Source organism: Thauera sp. DNT-1 (genome assembly GCF_055393985.1).
On sequence record NZ_AP043752.1, the window covers coordinates 101554 to 115411 of the forward strand.

At 67.3% G+C, this 13858-nt stretch carries 14 protein-coding genes and 3 tRNA genes; 4 read left to right on the forward strand and 13 right to left on the reverse strand.

All coding sequences use genetic code 11. The features are described from left to right. The first annotated feature begins 43 nt into the window (after window positions 1-43). Window positions 44-1468 carry a replication-associated recombination protein A gene (locus ACZ5PP_RS00470; protein WP_004310060.1) on the forward strand — a complete coding sequence of 475 codons (1425 nt, stop codon included), beginning with the start codon at window positions 44-46 and terminating at the stop codon, window positions 1466-1468. On the opposite strand, the gene ACZ5PP_RS00475 is transcribed toward ACZ5PP_RS00470, so the two are convergent. Next, window positions 1440-1703, reverse strand: coding sequence for a hypothetical protein (locus ACZ5PP_RS00475; RefSeq protein WP_004310062.1), 264 nt, complete (start codon window positions 1701-1703; stop codon window positions 1440-1442). The genes ACZ5PP_RS00470 and ACZ5PP_RS00475 overlap by 29 nt on opposite strands. Before the next feature lie 241 nt (window positions 1704-1944). Between ACZ5PP_RS00475 and serS the strand changes: the two genes are divergently transcribed. Continuing rightward, entirely contained in the window at window positions 1945-3237 is a 1293-nt protein-coding gene (serS, locus tag ACZ5PP_RS00480) for a serine--tRNA ligase (RefSeq protein ID WP_004310064.1), read from the forward strand. Between the two features lie 109 nt (window positions 3238-3346). On the opposite strand, the gene ACZ5PP_RS00485 is transcribed toward serS, so the two are convergent. Next, a complete protein-coding gene (locus tag ACZ5PP_RS00485; RefSeq protein ID WP_004310065.1) occupies window positions 3347-4345 on the reverse strand; it encodes a DnaJ C-terminal domain-containing protein in 999 nt (332 codons plus the stop codon). Between the two features lie 196 nt (window positions 4346-4541). On the opposite strand from ACZ5PP_RS00485, the gene ACZ5PP_RS00490 reads away from it, so the two are divergent. Beyond that, a complete protein-coding gene (locus ACZ5PP_RS00490; RefSeq protein ID WP_012585182.1) occupies window positions 4542-5381 on the forward strand; it encodes an alpha/beta fold hydrolase in 840 nt (279 codons plus the stop codon). Between the two features lie 141 nt (window positions 5382-5522). Here the strand turns inward: ACZ5PP_RS00490 and ACZ5PP_RS00495 are convergent. The 8 genes from ACZ5PP_RS00495 to ACZ5PP_RS00530 all read right to left on the reverse strand — a co-directional run bounded on the left by ACZ5PP_RS00495 (window position 5523) and on the right by ACZ5PP_RS00530 (window position 10488). Next, a tRNA-Arg gene (locus tag ACZ5PP_RS00495) sits at window positions 5523-5599 on the reverse strand. 42 nt (window positions 5600-5641) lie between these two features. Then, window positions 5642-5718: transfer RNA gene (locus ACZ5PP_RS00500), tRNA-Arg, on the reverse strand. A 62-nt stretch (window positions 5719-5780) separates the two neighbouring features. Beyond that, window positions 5781-5870: transfer RNA gene (locus tag ACZ5PP_RS00505), tRNA-Ser, on the reverse strand. A 140-nt stretch (window positions 5871-6010) separates the two neighbouring features. After that, complete coding sequence (locus tag ACZ5PP_RS00510) at window positions 6011-6361, reverse strand: carboxymuconolactone decarboxylase family protein (protein ID WP_187283041.1); 351 nt, start codon at window positions 6359-6361, stop codon at window positions 6011-6013. A gap of 126 nt (window positions 6362-6487) precedes the next feature. Beyond that, window positions 6488-7297: a GTP cyclohydrolase FolE2 gene (gene folE2 / locus ACZ5PP_RS00515; RefSeq protein WP_464826573.1), complete on the reverse strand. Its 810-nt coding sequence runs from the start codon at window positions 7295-7297 to the stop codon at window positions 6488-6490. A gap of 114 nt (window positions 7298-7411) precedes the next feature. Further along, window positions 7412-9280 (reverse strand): 1-deoxy-D-xylulose-5-phosphate synthase, encoded by a 1869-nt coding sequence (gene dxs, locus ACZ5PP_RS00520; RefSeq protein ID WP_464826574.1) that lies wholly within the window; start codon window positions 9278-9280, stop codon window positions 7412-7414. Window positions 9281-9328: 48 nt separating this feature from the next. Beyond that, the gene (locus tag ACZ5PP_RS00525; RefSeq protein WP_464826575.1) at window positions 9329-10237 is read right to left on the reverse strand and encodes a polyprenyl synthetase family protein; all 909 of its coding nucleotides are present in this window, start codon (window positions 10235-10237) and stop codon (window positions 9329-9331) included. Next, a complete protein-coding gene (locus ACZ5PP_RS00530) occupies window positions 10234-10488 on the reverse strand; it encodes an exodeoxyribonuclease VII small subunit (RefSeq protein ID WP_138860375.1) in 255 nt (84 codons plus the stop codon). The genes ACZ5PP_RS00525 and ACZ5PP_RS00530 overlap by 4 nt, the downstream gene beginning before the upstream one ends. A gap of 126 nt (window positions 10489-10614) precedes the next feature. Between ACZ5PP_RS00530 and ACZ5PP_RS00535 the strand changes: the two genes are divergently transcribed. Beyond that, complete coding sequence (locus ACZ5PP_RS00535; protein WP_004310081.1) at window positions 10615-11721, forward strand: aromatic ring-hydroxylating oxygenase subunit alpha; 1107 nt, start codon at window positions 10615-10617, stop codon at window positions 11719-11721. Between the two features lie 195 nt (window positions 11722-11916). On the opposite strand, the gene ispH is transcribed toward ACZ5PP_RS00535, so the two are convergent. From ispH to lspA, 3 genes are read right to left on the reverse strand one after another with little or no spacing between them, the layout of a single operon-like run. After that, a complete protein-coding gene (ispH, locus tag ACZ5PP_RS00540) occupies window positions 11917-12855 on the reverse strand; it encodes a 4-hydroxy-3-methylbut-2-enyl diphosphate reductase (RefSeq protein ID WP_004310083.1) in 939 nt (312 codons plus the stop codon). A 32-nt stretch (window positions 12856-12887) separates the two neighbouring features. Next, window positions 12888-13316: an FKBP-type peptidyl-prolyl cis-trans isomerase gene (locus ACZ5PP_RS00545; RefSeq protein ID WP_004310084.1), complete on the reverse strand. Its 429-nt coding sequence runs from the start codon at window positions 13314-13316 to the stop codon at window positions 12888-12890. Further along, window positions 13313-13849: a signal peptidase II gene (gene lspA, locus ACZ5PP_RS00550; RefSeq protein ID WP_464826576.1), complete on the reverse strand. Its 537-nt coding sequence runs from the start codon at window positions 13847-13849 to the stop codon at window positions 13313-13315. Before lspA ends, ACZ5PP_RS00545 begins: the two co-directional genes overlap by 4 nt. Window positions 13850-13858: the final 9 nt, after the last annotated feature.

Below are 13858 nucleotides of genomic sequence, written 5' to 3' on the forward strand. Positions count from 1 at the left end.
AATCGATCCCCGAGTCCATGGGCCGTCTGCAAGGGGGCTCCGCATGACCGACCTGTTCGACGCCCTCGAGCCGCCGCAGGTGCCGCTCGCTGAGCGCATGCGGCCGCACACCCTCGACGAGGTCGCCGGCCAGTCACACCTGTTGGGACCGGGCAAGCCGCTGCGACTGGCCTTCGAGTCGCGCCGGCCGCACTCGATGATTCTGTGGGGCCCGCCCGGCGTCGGCAAGACCACGCTCGCACGGCTGATGGCGCGCGGCTTCGACGCCGAGTTCGTCGCCCTGTCCGCGGTGTTCTCCGGGGTCAAGGAGATCCGCGAGGCGATCCAGCAGGCCCAGGCCGCCAAGGCGCGCGGTCGCCACACCATCCTCTTCGTCGACGAGGTGCACCGCTTCAACAAGGCGCAGCAGGACGCTTTCCTGCCCTACGTCGAGCAGGGCCTGGTGACCTTCATCGGCGCCACCACCGAGAACCCTTCGTTCGAGGTCAACTCCGCGCTGCTGTCGCGCGCCGCGGTGTATGTGCTGGAGTCGCTCGACCACGATGCCATGCTGCGCCTGTTCGAGCGCGCGCACGCGATCGCCTGCCCGACGCTCGGCTTCGACGAGGATGCGCGCGAGCGCCTGATCGGCTTTGCCGACGGCGACGCGCGCAGGCTGATGAACCTGATCGAACAGGTCCAGGTTGCCGCCGAGACCGCCAAGGTCGATCCGGTGAGCGCCACCTTCGTCGACCAGGCCCTGTCGCGCAACCTGCGCCGCTTCGACAAGGGCGGAGAGGCCTTCTACGACCAGATTTCCGCCCTGCACAAGTCGGTGCGCGGCTCGGATCCGGATGCCTCGCTGTACTGGCTGTGCCGCATGCTCGACGGCGGCGCCGATCCGCTCTACCTCGGCCGGCGGCTGATCCGCATGGCGGTGGAGGACATCGGCCTGGCCGATCCGCGTGCGCTCGAGATCGCGCTCAATGCCTGCCACACCTACGAGCGCCTCGGTTCTCCCGAGGGCGAACTCGCGCTCGCCCAGGCGACGATCTTCATGGCCTGCGCGGCCAAGTCCAACGCCGCCTACAAGGCCTACAAGGCCGCGCGCGCCTTTGTCGCCCACGACGGCTCGCGTCCGGTGCCGCTGCACCTGCGCAACGCGCCGACCAAGCTGATGAAGGCGCTCGACTACGGCAAGGCCTACCGCTACGCGCACGACGAGCCCGAGGCCTATGCAGCGGGCGAGAATTATTTCCCCGAGGGAATGCAGTCGCCCGGGTGGTACCAACCCACTCCGCGCGGCCTCGAAGGCAAGATCGGCCAGAAGCTCGCTTGGCTGCGCGAACTCGACCGCAAGGCGGCGGAGGGCGGAAAACAATACGCGAGGCCGTCGCCATCTGCGGGCGGCGCCTCGCGCGAAGTCCCGGCGAGCAAAGGTACGCCGGGCGAGGAGAGAATCAGTGGGGGAGGGGATGATCCTTCATGAAACGCTCGCAGACGGAAGCCGCCAGTTTGGCCTTGCGCACGTCCCCGCATGCATTGGCACGCTCGATGAGTTCGCGCATGTAGTGCGTGAGTGCCAGCACGCCCTCCGGCGTCTGCACGAGCCCGCAGCAAAGCTGCGCGGCGGCGGCATCCGGGATGTCCTCATGCTCGGCAATCAACAACACCTCCTCGTCGGTGAGATCGCAGTAGTCCAGGCAGTCGCGAATGGATAGCATGCCGTTTCCTCCAGGTCCGGGCCGTCTGATGCGGCTTTGTTGTCAACTCAAGGATAGTGGACCGATCCGCTTTTACAAGTTCGATAGAAATTCAGAACCAGAACCAAGTCGTTGATTAAGAAAGCCGATTTTGCGAAGCGCGAGGTCTTGTCGCGCGACCCCGCCATGTAATCAGTCGCCTGCGACGGTTTTCCGAGAATCCGCATCAACTTTTGCCGATCGCTTTTCAGGAACGTTTCCGATGCTCGATATCCAGCTTCTCCGCACCCAGCTCGACCACGTCGCCGCACGCCTCGCCACGCGCGGGATGCAGCTCGACACCGCCGCCTTCCAGGCCCTCGAGGACGAGCGCAAGCAGTTGCAGACCCGCACCCAGGAACTGCAGGCCCGCCGCAACGCGCTGTCCAAGCAGATCGGCATGCTCAAGGGCAAGGGCGAGGACGCCTCCGCGGTGATGGCCGAGGTCGCCCAGCTCGGCGACGGGCTCAAGGCCTGCGAGCAGGCCCTGCCGATGCTGCTCGAGCGCATCAACGCCTTCCTGGCCACCCTGCCGAACCTGCCGCAGGACGATGTTCCGGCGGGCGCAGACGAGACCGGCAACGTCGAGGTGCGGCGCTGGGGTACGCCGCGCGCCTACGACTTCGAGGTGCGCGACCACGTGGACCTCGGCGCTCCGCTCGGCCTCGACTTCGAGACCGGCGCCAAGCTGTCGGGCTCGCGCTTCGCCTTCCTGCGCGGTCCGGTGGCGCGCCTGCATCGCGCGCTCGCGCAGTTCATGCTCGACACCCACACCCGCGAGCACGGCTACACCGAGTGCTACACGCCCTACATCGTCAATGGCTCGGCGCTCTACGGCACCGGTCAGCTGCCCAAGTTCAAGGAGGATCTGTTCTGGGTGCTGCGCGGCGGCGACGAGGAGGGCCTCGAGCAGTACCTGATCCCGACCGCAGAGATCACGCTCACCAACAGCGTGCGCGAGGAGGTGCTCGCGCTCGAGAGCCTGCCGATCCGTCTTACCGCGCATAGCCCCTGCTTCCGCTCCGAGGCGGGCAGCGGCGGGCGCGACGTGCGCGGCATGATCCGCCAGCACCAGTTCGACAAGGTCGAGATGGTGCAGATCGTCGAGCCGGCGAAGAGCAAGGAGGCGCTCGAACAGATGGTCGGCCACGCCGAGGCCATCCTGCAGAAGCTCGAGCTGCCCTACCGGGTGATCACGCTGTGCACCGGCGACATGGGCTTCTCGGCTGCGAAGACCTACGATCTCGAGGTGTGGCTGCCGGCGCAGAACACATACCGCGAGATCTCCAGCTGCTCGAACTGCGAGTCCTTCCAGGCGCGTCGCATGCAGGCCCGCTTCAAGAACGCGCAGGGCAAGAACGAGCTGGTGCACACGCTCAACGGGTCCGGTCTGGCGGTGGGGCGCACCCTGGTTGCGGTGCTGGAGAACCACCAGCAGGCCGACGGTTCGATCGTGATCCCGCGGGCGCTGGTGCCCTACATGGGTGGCATCGAGCGCATCGAAGCGCCGCTCTGAGCGGCGATCGGCGGTTGGCGCGGGTCCGACCTTGCGGCCCGCGCCAGCCGCCTCCTGGCGGGGCCGTGCCGTGTGCGATGCCGTCCCGCTCCGCCGCTTGCACCCGCGCTCAGTGCTCGTCCAGCCACACCGACTCCCAGCGCGCGAGCTCGGGGAAGTGGTGCTCGGCGCGCGCGGCGAGCGCGCGGTCGAGTTCGTCGATCAGGCCGTGCAGCGAGCGTTCGGGGGCGTGGGGGAGTTCGGGCTCGAACTCCACGACGAGGTCGCCACGTGCGCGCCGGCCGTGCGCCGGAAAGCCGGCGCCGGGTACGCGCAGGCTGCGCGGATGGGCGAGGCCGGGCTCGAGTTCGATGCTGCGCACGCCCGTCGGGTGGGGCACGCGCAGGGTCCCGCCGATCAGCAGGCGCAGCGCGCTGACCGGGCGGCGCAGCACCAGGTCGCGGCCCTCGCGGCGAAACAGCGGATGACTGGCGAGGCGGATCTGCAGGTGCAGGTCGCCAGCGCGATGGCGCGGCTCGGGGTGCGCCTCGCCCTCGCCGGCGAGACGCAGTTCGTCGTCGTCCACCACCCCGGGTGGAATGAGCACCTCGAGATGACGAGTCTGCATTTGTTCCCCGCTGCCGCCACAGCCGCCACACGGTCCCGTGTTGCGATAGCCCCGCCCCTCGCAGTCCGGGCAGCGCTCCAGCCCCGCAGGTCCGTGCAAGCGGCCCGAGCCTCGGCAGGGTGTGCATAGGCGGCTCACGCTGAGCTTCTCGATGCCGCTGCCGCCGCACAGCACGCAGGGGCTGCGGCGCTCGACCTCGACCGTCCGCCGCGCCCCGGTGAAGCTCTCCTCGATGCTGATCTCCAGTGTCTGCCAGCGGTCCGCGCCGCGCTGCGGCGGAGGCTGGGTGGCAGCCGCGTCCTCGTGTGCCTTCTCCTTGCCTTCGAGCAGGGCGGCGAGCAGGCGGTCGTGCGCATCGCGCAGCCGCCTGAACTGATCGGCGGCGGCGGGGTCGGGATTGCGATCGGGATGCCATCGCATGGCGAGCTTGCGGAAGGCGCGCTTGATCTGTTGCGCGCTCGCGCCGGCTGGCAGGCCGAGCAGTGCGTGGGTGTCGGACATGGACGAATGGGTGAGGACCGCGAGGGCATCAGCTTAACCGAGCTTGCCCGCGGATGCTGCGCCCGCACTTGACGGATCTCCCAAGGATGAAAGAATGTGGCGCCGTGTTCAATACGGAATCGTATGGCCTGGTGCTCCGGCAGAACTCGCCGGAGCGCGAACACGCGGAAAATGAATACATGGAGACGACGAAACGATGAGCCCAAGCCGAGCTTCCGAAACCCAGCCCCGCGACTCGTGGGTGCATCATCCGCAGGGGCGCATCTTCGCGCGGGAATGGACCCCGTCCGGGGCGGCCGGCGAGCGGCCGGCGAGCCCGATCGTGCTGCTCCACGACTCGCTCGGCTGTGTCGAGCTGTGGCGCGACTTCCCGGCGGAGCTGAGCGCCGCGAGCGGGCGCCGGGTGATCGCCTACGACCGCCTCGGGTTCGGCCGCTCGGATGCGCGCGAGGCGCTGCCGGCGCTGGACTTCATCGCCGAGGAGGCGCAGGCGTATTTTCCGGCGGTGCGCGAGCAGCTCGGCCTGGAGCGCTTCGTGGTGTTCGGCCACAGCGTCGGCGGCGGCATGGCGGTGAATTGCGCGGCTGCATTTGCCGGGGCCTGCGACGCCCTGATCACCGAGTCGGCCCAGGTCTTCCCCGAGGACCTCACCCTGAGCAGCATCGCCGAGGCCAAGGAGCAGTTCGTCGATGAATCGCAGCTGCAGCGCCTGGCGCGCTATCACGGCGACAAGGCGCGCTGGGTGCTGGATGCGTGGACCGAGAGCTGGTTGCATCCCGGCTTCGCGGCCTGGTCGCTGAGGTCGGTGCTGCCGCAGGTGCGTTGCCCTGTGCTGGCCATCCATGGCATGCATGACGAGTACGGCACGAGCGTGCACCCCGAGACGATCGGCGAGCTCTCCGCGGGCCCGGCGCAGGTGGCGATCCTGCCGGACACCTTCCACGTGCCGCATCGCGAGCGTCCGGCCGCGGTCATCGAACTCGTCTGCGCCTTCCTCGAGCCGGTGCGGCAGGGCGGGGCGGTGTGCGTGTCCTGAGCGGTCGGCGCGGTGCATCCGGGCGGGTCCCGGATGGGCCGCTCGGGTATCGGGCGGGGGCGCGCCGATGCGACGAGGAGGGACGGAAAAGGAGGACGAAAAAAAACGCCGACCCGGTGAAGAGTCGGCGTTTTTCGAAACTGGCGCGCCCGGAAGGATTCGAACCTCCTACCCCCTGGTTCGTAGCCAGGTACTCTATCCAGATGAGCTACGGGCGCGTTGCCGAAATCGTTTAGAGCCCGAAATCGGAAGGCTTTTTTTGGCGCGCCCGGAAGGATTCGAACCTCCTACCCCCTGGTTCGTAGCCAGGTACTCTATCCAGATGAGCTACGGGCGCTTCTTGCTGCACTGCGAAGAACCGGGATTATAACGACTGTTCCCGCAACTTCAAGTTTAAATTGGCGGAGAGGGTGGGATTCGAACCCACGGTAGGCTTGCACCTACGCCTGATTTCGAGTCAGGTACATTCGACCACTCTGCCACCTCTCCGCTCGAAGGTCGGCATTATAGTGTTTTTTTCCGGGAAGTGAACAGTTTTTTGCGGGGGGTAAAGTGAAGAGACCCCGTCGCCGGCCCCGACCCGGCGCATCGGGACGGGCAAGGCGGCCGCGGTCGGGCCCGGGCTGCGCTCACCTGGCCTGCGGCAGCATCTCCTCGTAGGCGCGCACCGCTTCCGCGGCGTACATCAGGGCCGGGCCGCCGCCCATATAGGTGCACACGCCCAGGGTCTCCATGATCTGCTCGCGGGTCGCGCCGAGGCGGATCAGCGCCTTGATGTGGAAGCCGATGCAGGCGTCGCAGCGCTGGGTGACGGCGATCGCGAGTGCGATGAGTTCCTTCTGCAGCTCGCTCAGCACGCCGTCCTGCAGCGAGCTCTTGGCCATCGCGCCGAAGCCCTGCATGGTCTCGGGGATCTCCTTGCGCAGCGTGGCGAGCGCCTTGGAGACATCGCTCACGATCTGGACGTGGGACTTGGACATCATGCGTTCTCCTATTTCAGAAAACGCTTATCTTACTCCGCCGACGCGCTTGCGACCATCGCGTCGCGGCGCCGGGCGTGCGTGCCCGAGCGCACCCGCGACACGGCCCCGCTAAAGGGGCGGGGGTCAGGCCCCGCCGCGCTTGTCGCGCTCGATCAGCGCGTAAGCGGAGTGGTTGTGGATCGACTCGAAGTTCTCGGACTCGACCACGTAGGCGTCGATGCGCGGCTCGCGGTTCAGCTGGCCGGCGACGTCGCGCACCATGTCCTCGACGAACTTAGGGGTGTCGTAGGCGCGCTCGGTGACCCACTTCTCGTCGGGGCGCTTGAGCAGGCCGAAGACCTCGCACGAGGCCTGGGCCTCGACCATCTGCACCATCTCCTCGATCCATAGGTGGTCGTTGAGCACCGCGGTGACGGTGACGTGAGAGCGCTGGTTGTGCGCGCCGTACGCGGAGATCTTTTTCGAGCATGGGCACAGGCTGGTCACCGGCACCACGACCTTCATGGTGAACTCGTAGGCGCCGCCCTCGCCGATGCTGCCGATGAAGCAGACCTCATAGTCCATCAGGCTCTGCACGCCGGACACCGGCGCCGTCTTGTTGATGAAGTAGGGGAAGCTCATCTCGACGTGGCCGGTCTCGGCCTCGAGGCGCTCGACCATGGTGCGCAGCATGGGCTCGAAGTTCTCCACCGAGATCTCGCGCTCGCGGCCGTTGAGGATCTCGATGAAGCGCGACATGTGGGTGCCCTTGAAGTTGTGGGGCAGACCAACGTACATGTTGAAGCTGGCCACCGTGTGCTGCACGCCGCCGCGCTTGTCGGCGACCTTGATGGGGTGGCGGATCGACTTGATGCCGACCTTGTCGATCGCGATCCGGCGGCTGTCGGCGCTGCTCTGCACGTCCGGGATGGCGATTGCGTTGGGGGTGTTCATGGGCAGGTTCCCTGCGGGTGGTCGGGGGAATGGGCGTGCCGGAGCCGCCAGCAAAGTGCAATCGTGTTGCACTTTGCTGGCGATCTTATCTTTCCCGACAAAAATGCTCAACCTTTAGGCGCGCTCCGGGGCTCCGGTCGCGCGTGCGATGCTGGCGAGGATGCCGTCCTGATCGAGGCCGACCGAGGCGAGCAGTTGTGCTTGGTCGCCGTGGTCGATGAAGTGGTCGGGCAGGCCCAGGCGCAGCACGCGTGGGCGCGTGGCGAGGCCGTCGACGAGCCGTGAGACCTCGGCGCCGGCGCCGCCGATCACCGCGTTCTCCTCGAGGGTGACGATGAGGTCGTGGCTGGTGGCGAGTTCGGCCACCAGCTCGACGTCGAGCGGCTTGACGAAGCGCATGTTGGCCACCGTGGCGTCGAGCGTCTCGGCGACCTCGCGCGCCACTCCGAGCAGGCTGCCGAAGGCGAGCAGGGCGATGCCGCGGCCACGGCGCACGACCTCGCCCTTGCCGATCGGCAGGGCGCGCATCTGTGCCCGGGGCGCGGTGCCGTTGCCGCCGCCACGCGGATAGCGCACCGCGCTCGGGCCCGCATGCTGCACCGCGGTGTAGAGCATCTGGCGGCATTCGTCCTCGTCTGAGGGCGCCATCACCACCATGTTGGGCACGCAGCTGAGGAAGGAGAGGTCGAAGGCGCCATGGTGGGTCGCGCCGTCGGCGCCCACCAGGCCGCCGCGGTCGATCGCGAACACGACCGGCAGGTTCTGCAGCGCGACGTCGTGGATGAGCTGGTCGTAGGCGCGCTGAAGGAAGGTCGAGTAGATCGCCACCACCGGCACGAAGCCCTCGCAGGCCAGCCCGGCGGCGAAGGTGACCGCGTGCTGCTCGGCGATGCCGACGTCGAAGTAGCGCTCGGGGAACTCCTGCGCGAAGCGCACCAGGCCCGAGCCCTCGCGCATCGCCGGGGTGATGCCGACGATGCGCGGATCGGCCTTGGCCATGTCGCACAGCCAGTCGCCGAACACCTGGGTGTAGGTGAGCTTGCCACCGCCCTTGGCGGCCTGGATGCCGGCGGTGTGATCGAACTTCGACACCCCGTGGTAGAGCACCGGGTCGGCCTCGGCGAGCTTGTAGCCCTGGCCCTTGCGGGTGATCACGTGGAGGAACTGCGGTCCCTTGAGCTTGCGCAGGTTCTGCAGGGTCGGAATCAGTGCGTCGAGGTCGTGGCCGTCGATCGGACCGTAGTAGTGGAAGCCGAACTCCTCGAACAGCGTGCCCGGGCCGATCATGCCCTTGGCGTACTCCTCGACCTTGCGCGCGAGCTCGGCCACCGGCGGGGCGACGCCGAGCACCTTCTCGCCGACCCGGCGCGCGGTGTTGTAGGTCGAGCCCGACATCATGCGGGCGAGGATCTTGGTGAGCGCCCCCACCGGTGGCGAAATCGACATCTCGTTGTCGTTGAGGATCACCAGCAGGTTGAGGTTCTCCATGTCGCCGGCGTTGTTGAGGGCCTCGAAGGCCATGCCGGCCGACATCGCGCCGTCGCCGATCACCGCGATCGCGTGGCGGTCCTCGCCGCGTGCGCGCGCCGCCACGGCCATGCCGAGCGCAGCCGAGATCGAGGTGGAGGAGTGTGCGGTGCCGAAGGTGTCGTACTCGCTCTCGCAGCGCCGCGGGAAGCCGGAGATGCCGCCGAAGTGGCGCAGCCCGGTCATCGCCTCGCGGCGGCCGGTGAGCACCTTGTGGCCGTAGGTCTGGTGGCCGACGTCCCACACGATGCGGTCGTGAGGGGTGTTGAAAACGTGGTGCAGCGCGATCGTCAGCTCGACGGTGCCGAGGTTGGAGGACAGATGGCCGCCGGTCTTCGATACCGACTCGATCAGGAAGGCGCGCAATTCGGAGGCGAGGGCGCCGAGTTCGCGGCGATCGAGTGCACGGACGTCGGCGGGACAGCCGACGCGTTCCAGGTTCGGGTAGGGGGCCATGGGGGATCCGGCTTTTGGGTTGTTCTTGGGGGCCGCAGTCAGGCGCGATCAGAAGGCGCGATGCACGATGTAGTCCGCGAGCTGCTCAAGGCGCAGCGCACGCGCGCCGAAAGGGCGCAGGCTGGCGCGCGCCTCGTCGAGCATCTCCTCGGCGAGGCGGCGGGCGTCGACCAGGCCGAGCAGGCTCACGTAGGTCGGCTTGTCGTTGTCGGCGTCCTTGCCCGCGGTCTTGCCCAGCGTGGCGGTGTCGGCCTCGGCGTCGAGGAGGTCGTCGACCACCTGGAAGAGCAGGCCCACGACCTTGGCGTAGTGGTCCAGGCGTGCGTGCTCGTCGGCACCCAATGTGCCGCCGGCACGCGCGCCGAGCAGCACCGCGGCGCGGATCAGCGCCCCGGTCTTGTGGATGTGCATGAACTCGAGCTCTTCGCGCCCCAGCCGCTTGCCCACCGAGGCGAGGTCGATCGCCTGGCCGCCGGCCATGCCGCGCGAGCCTGACGCGATGGCGAGCTGGTTCAGCATCGCGAGCTGGTTCGCGGGGTCCGTGCCGAGCGGACGCTCGGCGAGCACCTGGAAGGCCAGCGTCTGCAGCGCGTCGCCGGCGAGCAGGGCGGTGGCCTCCTCGAACTCGACATGCACGGTAGGCTTGCCGCGACGCAGCACGTCATCGTCCATGCAAGGGAGATCGTCGTGCACCAGCGAATAGGCGTGGATCAGCTCGACCGCGCAGGCGATGCGGTCGAGGTCCTCGGCAGCGGCGCCGGCGAGTGCGCCGGCCGCATGCGCGAGCAGCGGACGCACGCGCTTGCCACCGCCGAGCACCGCGTAGCGCATCGCCTCGTGCAGGCGATGCGGGGCGATCGCGGCATCGGGCAGCACGCCGGCGAGCGCGACCTCGGTGCGCTGCTGGATCTGCGCCGTCCATTCGGAGAAGGAGGGGAGCTTGCTGTCTGTGTTCATGCGCCTGCCTCGTCGCCGTCGCGGGTCGGTTCGGTCGGGAAATCGGTGAGGCCGTCGCCTTCGAGCATGCGCACGCGCTGCTCGGCGTCGCCGAGCGTGGTCTGGCAGTGACGCAGCAGGCCGACGCCACGCTGATAGCGCGCGAGGGCATCCTCGAGCGGCAGATTGCCGGATTCCATTTCCTGGACAATGGCCTCGAGCTCGGAGACCGCCGCTTCGAACGACTTGGGGGAGGATGCCGACTTTGGCATGGATCGATATCTGGCGCGGCAAAAGCGGAAAAATAACCGAAGGCGGGTATGGCGGTCAAACGGGGGGTGTCTTACACTAAACCCTTTATTTTTCCGGATTTCTTGTCCGCAAGAGGAGGTTCGGGGATGTCCGACATCGCTTCCAAGGCTCGACTGGCCCAGGCAGCCTCCCAGCTGCCTGTCTCGTGGTACTTCGACCAGCAGGTTTTCGAACTGGAGAAGAAACTCCTCTTCGATGCCGGTCCGGGGTACGTCGGCCATGAGCTGATGGTTCCCGAGGTCGGCAACTACCGCTCGCTGGAGTGGCTCGACCACGCCAAGCTGCTGTTCCGCACCGAGGCGGGTGTGCACCAGATGTCCAACGTCTGCCGCCACCGCCAGGCGATCATGCTGCAGGGCAGCGGCACGACCAAGCTCGTGGTCTGCCCGGTGCACCGCTGGACCTACGACCGCCAGGGCAACCTGCTCGGCGCACCGCACTTCCCCGAGAAGCCCTGCCTGGGCCTCAGGCGCGACGAGCTCGAACGCTGGAATGGCCTGCTTTTCAAGGGCCCGCGCTCGGCGAGCGCCGACCTTGCCGGGATGCAGGTGGCGGGCGAATTCGATTTCTCGGGCTACAAGCTCGACAAGGTCGAGGTCCACCATTGCAATTACAACTGGAAGACCTTCATCGAGGTCTATCTGGAGGACTATCACGTCGTGCCCTTCCACCCCGGACTGGGCAACTTCGTGACCTGCAAGGACCTGAGCTGGCAGTTCGGCGACTGGTATTCGGTACAGAAGGTGGGCATCACCTCGCTCGCCAAGCCGGGCTCGGAGACCTACGCCAAGTGGCACAAGGCGGTGATCGACTACTACGGCGAGAAGAAGCCGACGCATGGTGCGATCTGGCTCACCTACTACCCGAATGTGATGGTGGAGTGGTACCCGCACGTGCTAGTGGTGAGCACGCTGATTCCGACGGATGTGGATAAGACGACCAACGTGGTGGAGTTCTACTACCCGGAGGACATCGTCGAGTTCGAGCGCGAGTTCGTCGAGGCCGAGCAGGCCGCCTACATGGAGACTGCGATCGAGGACGACGAGATCGGCGAGCGCATGGATCGCGGCCGCAGGGCGCTGCTGAAGGAGGGGCGCAACGAGGTCGGCCCCTACCAGTCGCCCTTCGAGGACGGCATGCAGCATTTCCACGAGTTCTACCGGCGCATCATGGAGCCGCACATCGGCGGGTGAAGCGGAGAGAAGCGAGGCGCGACTTGCGGCTCGCGCATTCCATCACGCGCGGCGCCGATTCAAGGCGCCACGATCGCGACTTGCGTCGCTCCCACAGGAAAGTACACGCGACTCGACCGCCAAGTACACGCGACTCGACCGCCGCCTTGCAGAAGCGACGCAAGGCGCGATTCTCTCCCGCCTTGCGCCGAAGCTTCAGCGCGGGTCCTGCAACTCCTTGGGCAGCGCGAAGGTCACGCGCTCGGGCACGCCGTCGAGGTTGCGCACCGCGCCGCCGCTCAGTTCTTCCAGGCGCGCGATCACCTCGGCCACCAGCACCTCGGGCGCCGAGGCCCCCGCGGTCACGCCGATGCGGCGCTTGCCCTCGATCCAGGCGGGGTCGATGCCGGCGGCGTTGTCGATCAGGTAGGCGGGCACGCCGCGCAGCGCGGCGACCTCGCGCAGGCGGTTGGAGTTGGAGCTGTTCTTCGACCCGACCACGAACACCACGTCCGCGTATGGGGTCATGAACTTCACCGCGTCCTGGCGGTTCTGCGTGGCGTAGCAGATATCGTCCTTCTTCGGGCCGACGACCCGGGGGAAGCGGGTGCGCAGGGCATCGACGATCGCGGCCGCGTCATCCACGGACAGCGTGGTCTGGGTCACGTAGGCGAGCTGTTCTGGGTCGGCCACCTGCAGGCCGGCGACGTCGGCCGGGGTCTCGACCAGATGGATGCCGCCGTCGACCTGGCCCATCGTGCCCTCGACCTCGGGGTGGCCCTTGTGACCGATCATGACGATCTCCTTGCCCTGGTCGCGCATGCGCGCCACCTCGACATGGACCTTCGTCACCAGCGGGCAGGTGGCGTCGAAGACGCGCAGCCCGCGGCGCTCGGCTTCCTCGCGCACCGCGAGCGAGACGCCATGGGCCGAGAAGATCACCGTATTGCCGGTAGGGACCTCGTCGAGTTCGTCGACGAAAATCGCACCCTTGGCGCGCAGGTCGTCCACGACGAACTTGTTGTGCACGACCTCGTGGCGCACGTAGATCGGCGCGCCGTAGCGCTTCAGGGCGCGTTCGACGATCTCGATCGCGCGCTCGACCCCGGCGCAGAAGCCGCGCGGGTTGGCGAGCAGGATTTCCTTGTCGTTCATCTTTCGTCTCTGTGGGGTGTCGCGGGCGGCGCTCAGGAGATCCCGATCACCTGCACCTCGAAGCGGATCGCCTTGCCCGCCAGCGGGTGGTTGAAGTCGATCAGCGCCGACTGCGCGTCGATCTCGCGCACCAGGCCGGAGTAGCGTGAGCCATCGGGTGCGGTGAACTCCATGATGCTCATCGCTTCGATCTCCTCGTCGGGCATGTGTTCGCGCTTGACGCGCTCGACCAGCTCGTCGCGATAGGGGCCGAAGGCTTCGTCTGCCGCCAGTTCGAAGATGTGGTGCGTGCCCGGCATCAGGCCGATCAGCAGCCGCTCCATCGCCGGCAGCATTTCGCCTGCGCCCAATTGCAGCGTGGCGGGGGTGGCGTTGAAGGTGCTGATCAGCGGCTGACCGCTCGGCAGCGAGATGCGGTAGTGCAGGGTGACGAGGCTGTTGGCCTGGATCGCTTCGCTCAAGATGGTGCTCCCGGTCGGGGCGGGTCGCCGGCTTTGGGACCAAAGAACTGGCCCCAGAGCATCATCGCGACACCCACGGTGATGGCCGAGTCGGCCAGGTTGAACGCCGGCCAGCTCCAGCCGGCGTAGTGGAAGTGCAGGAAGTCGACCACCGCGCCATGCACGAGGCGGTCATAGACGTTGCCGAGCGCACCGCCGATGATCAGGGCGAAGGCGGTCGGCAGCAGCTTTTCGTGGCGATGGTGGTGCATCAGCGTCAGCAGCCAGGCGCTGATGCCGAAGGCCAGTATGGTGAAAAACCAGCGTTGCCACCCGCTGTGGTCGGCGAGAAAGCTGAACGCGGCGCCCGTGTTGAACACCAGCACCAGATCGAAGAAGCCTGTGATCGGAATCAGCTCGCCGAGGCGCAGATTCGCCATCACCATCTGCTTGGTGACCTGGTCGAGCACGCCGACCACCACGGCGAGGATCAGCCAGGGCAGCATCAGAGACAGCGCACTGCGCGCGTGCGGCGTCGGGTAAGGTGTCGTCATCGTGCGGAC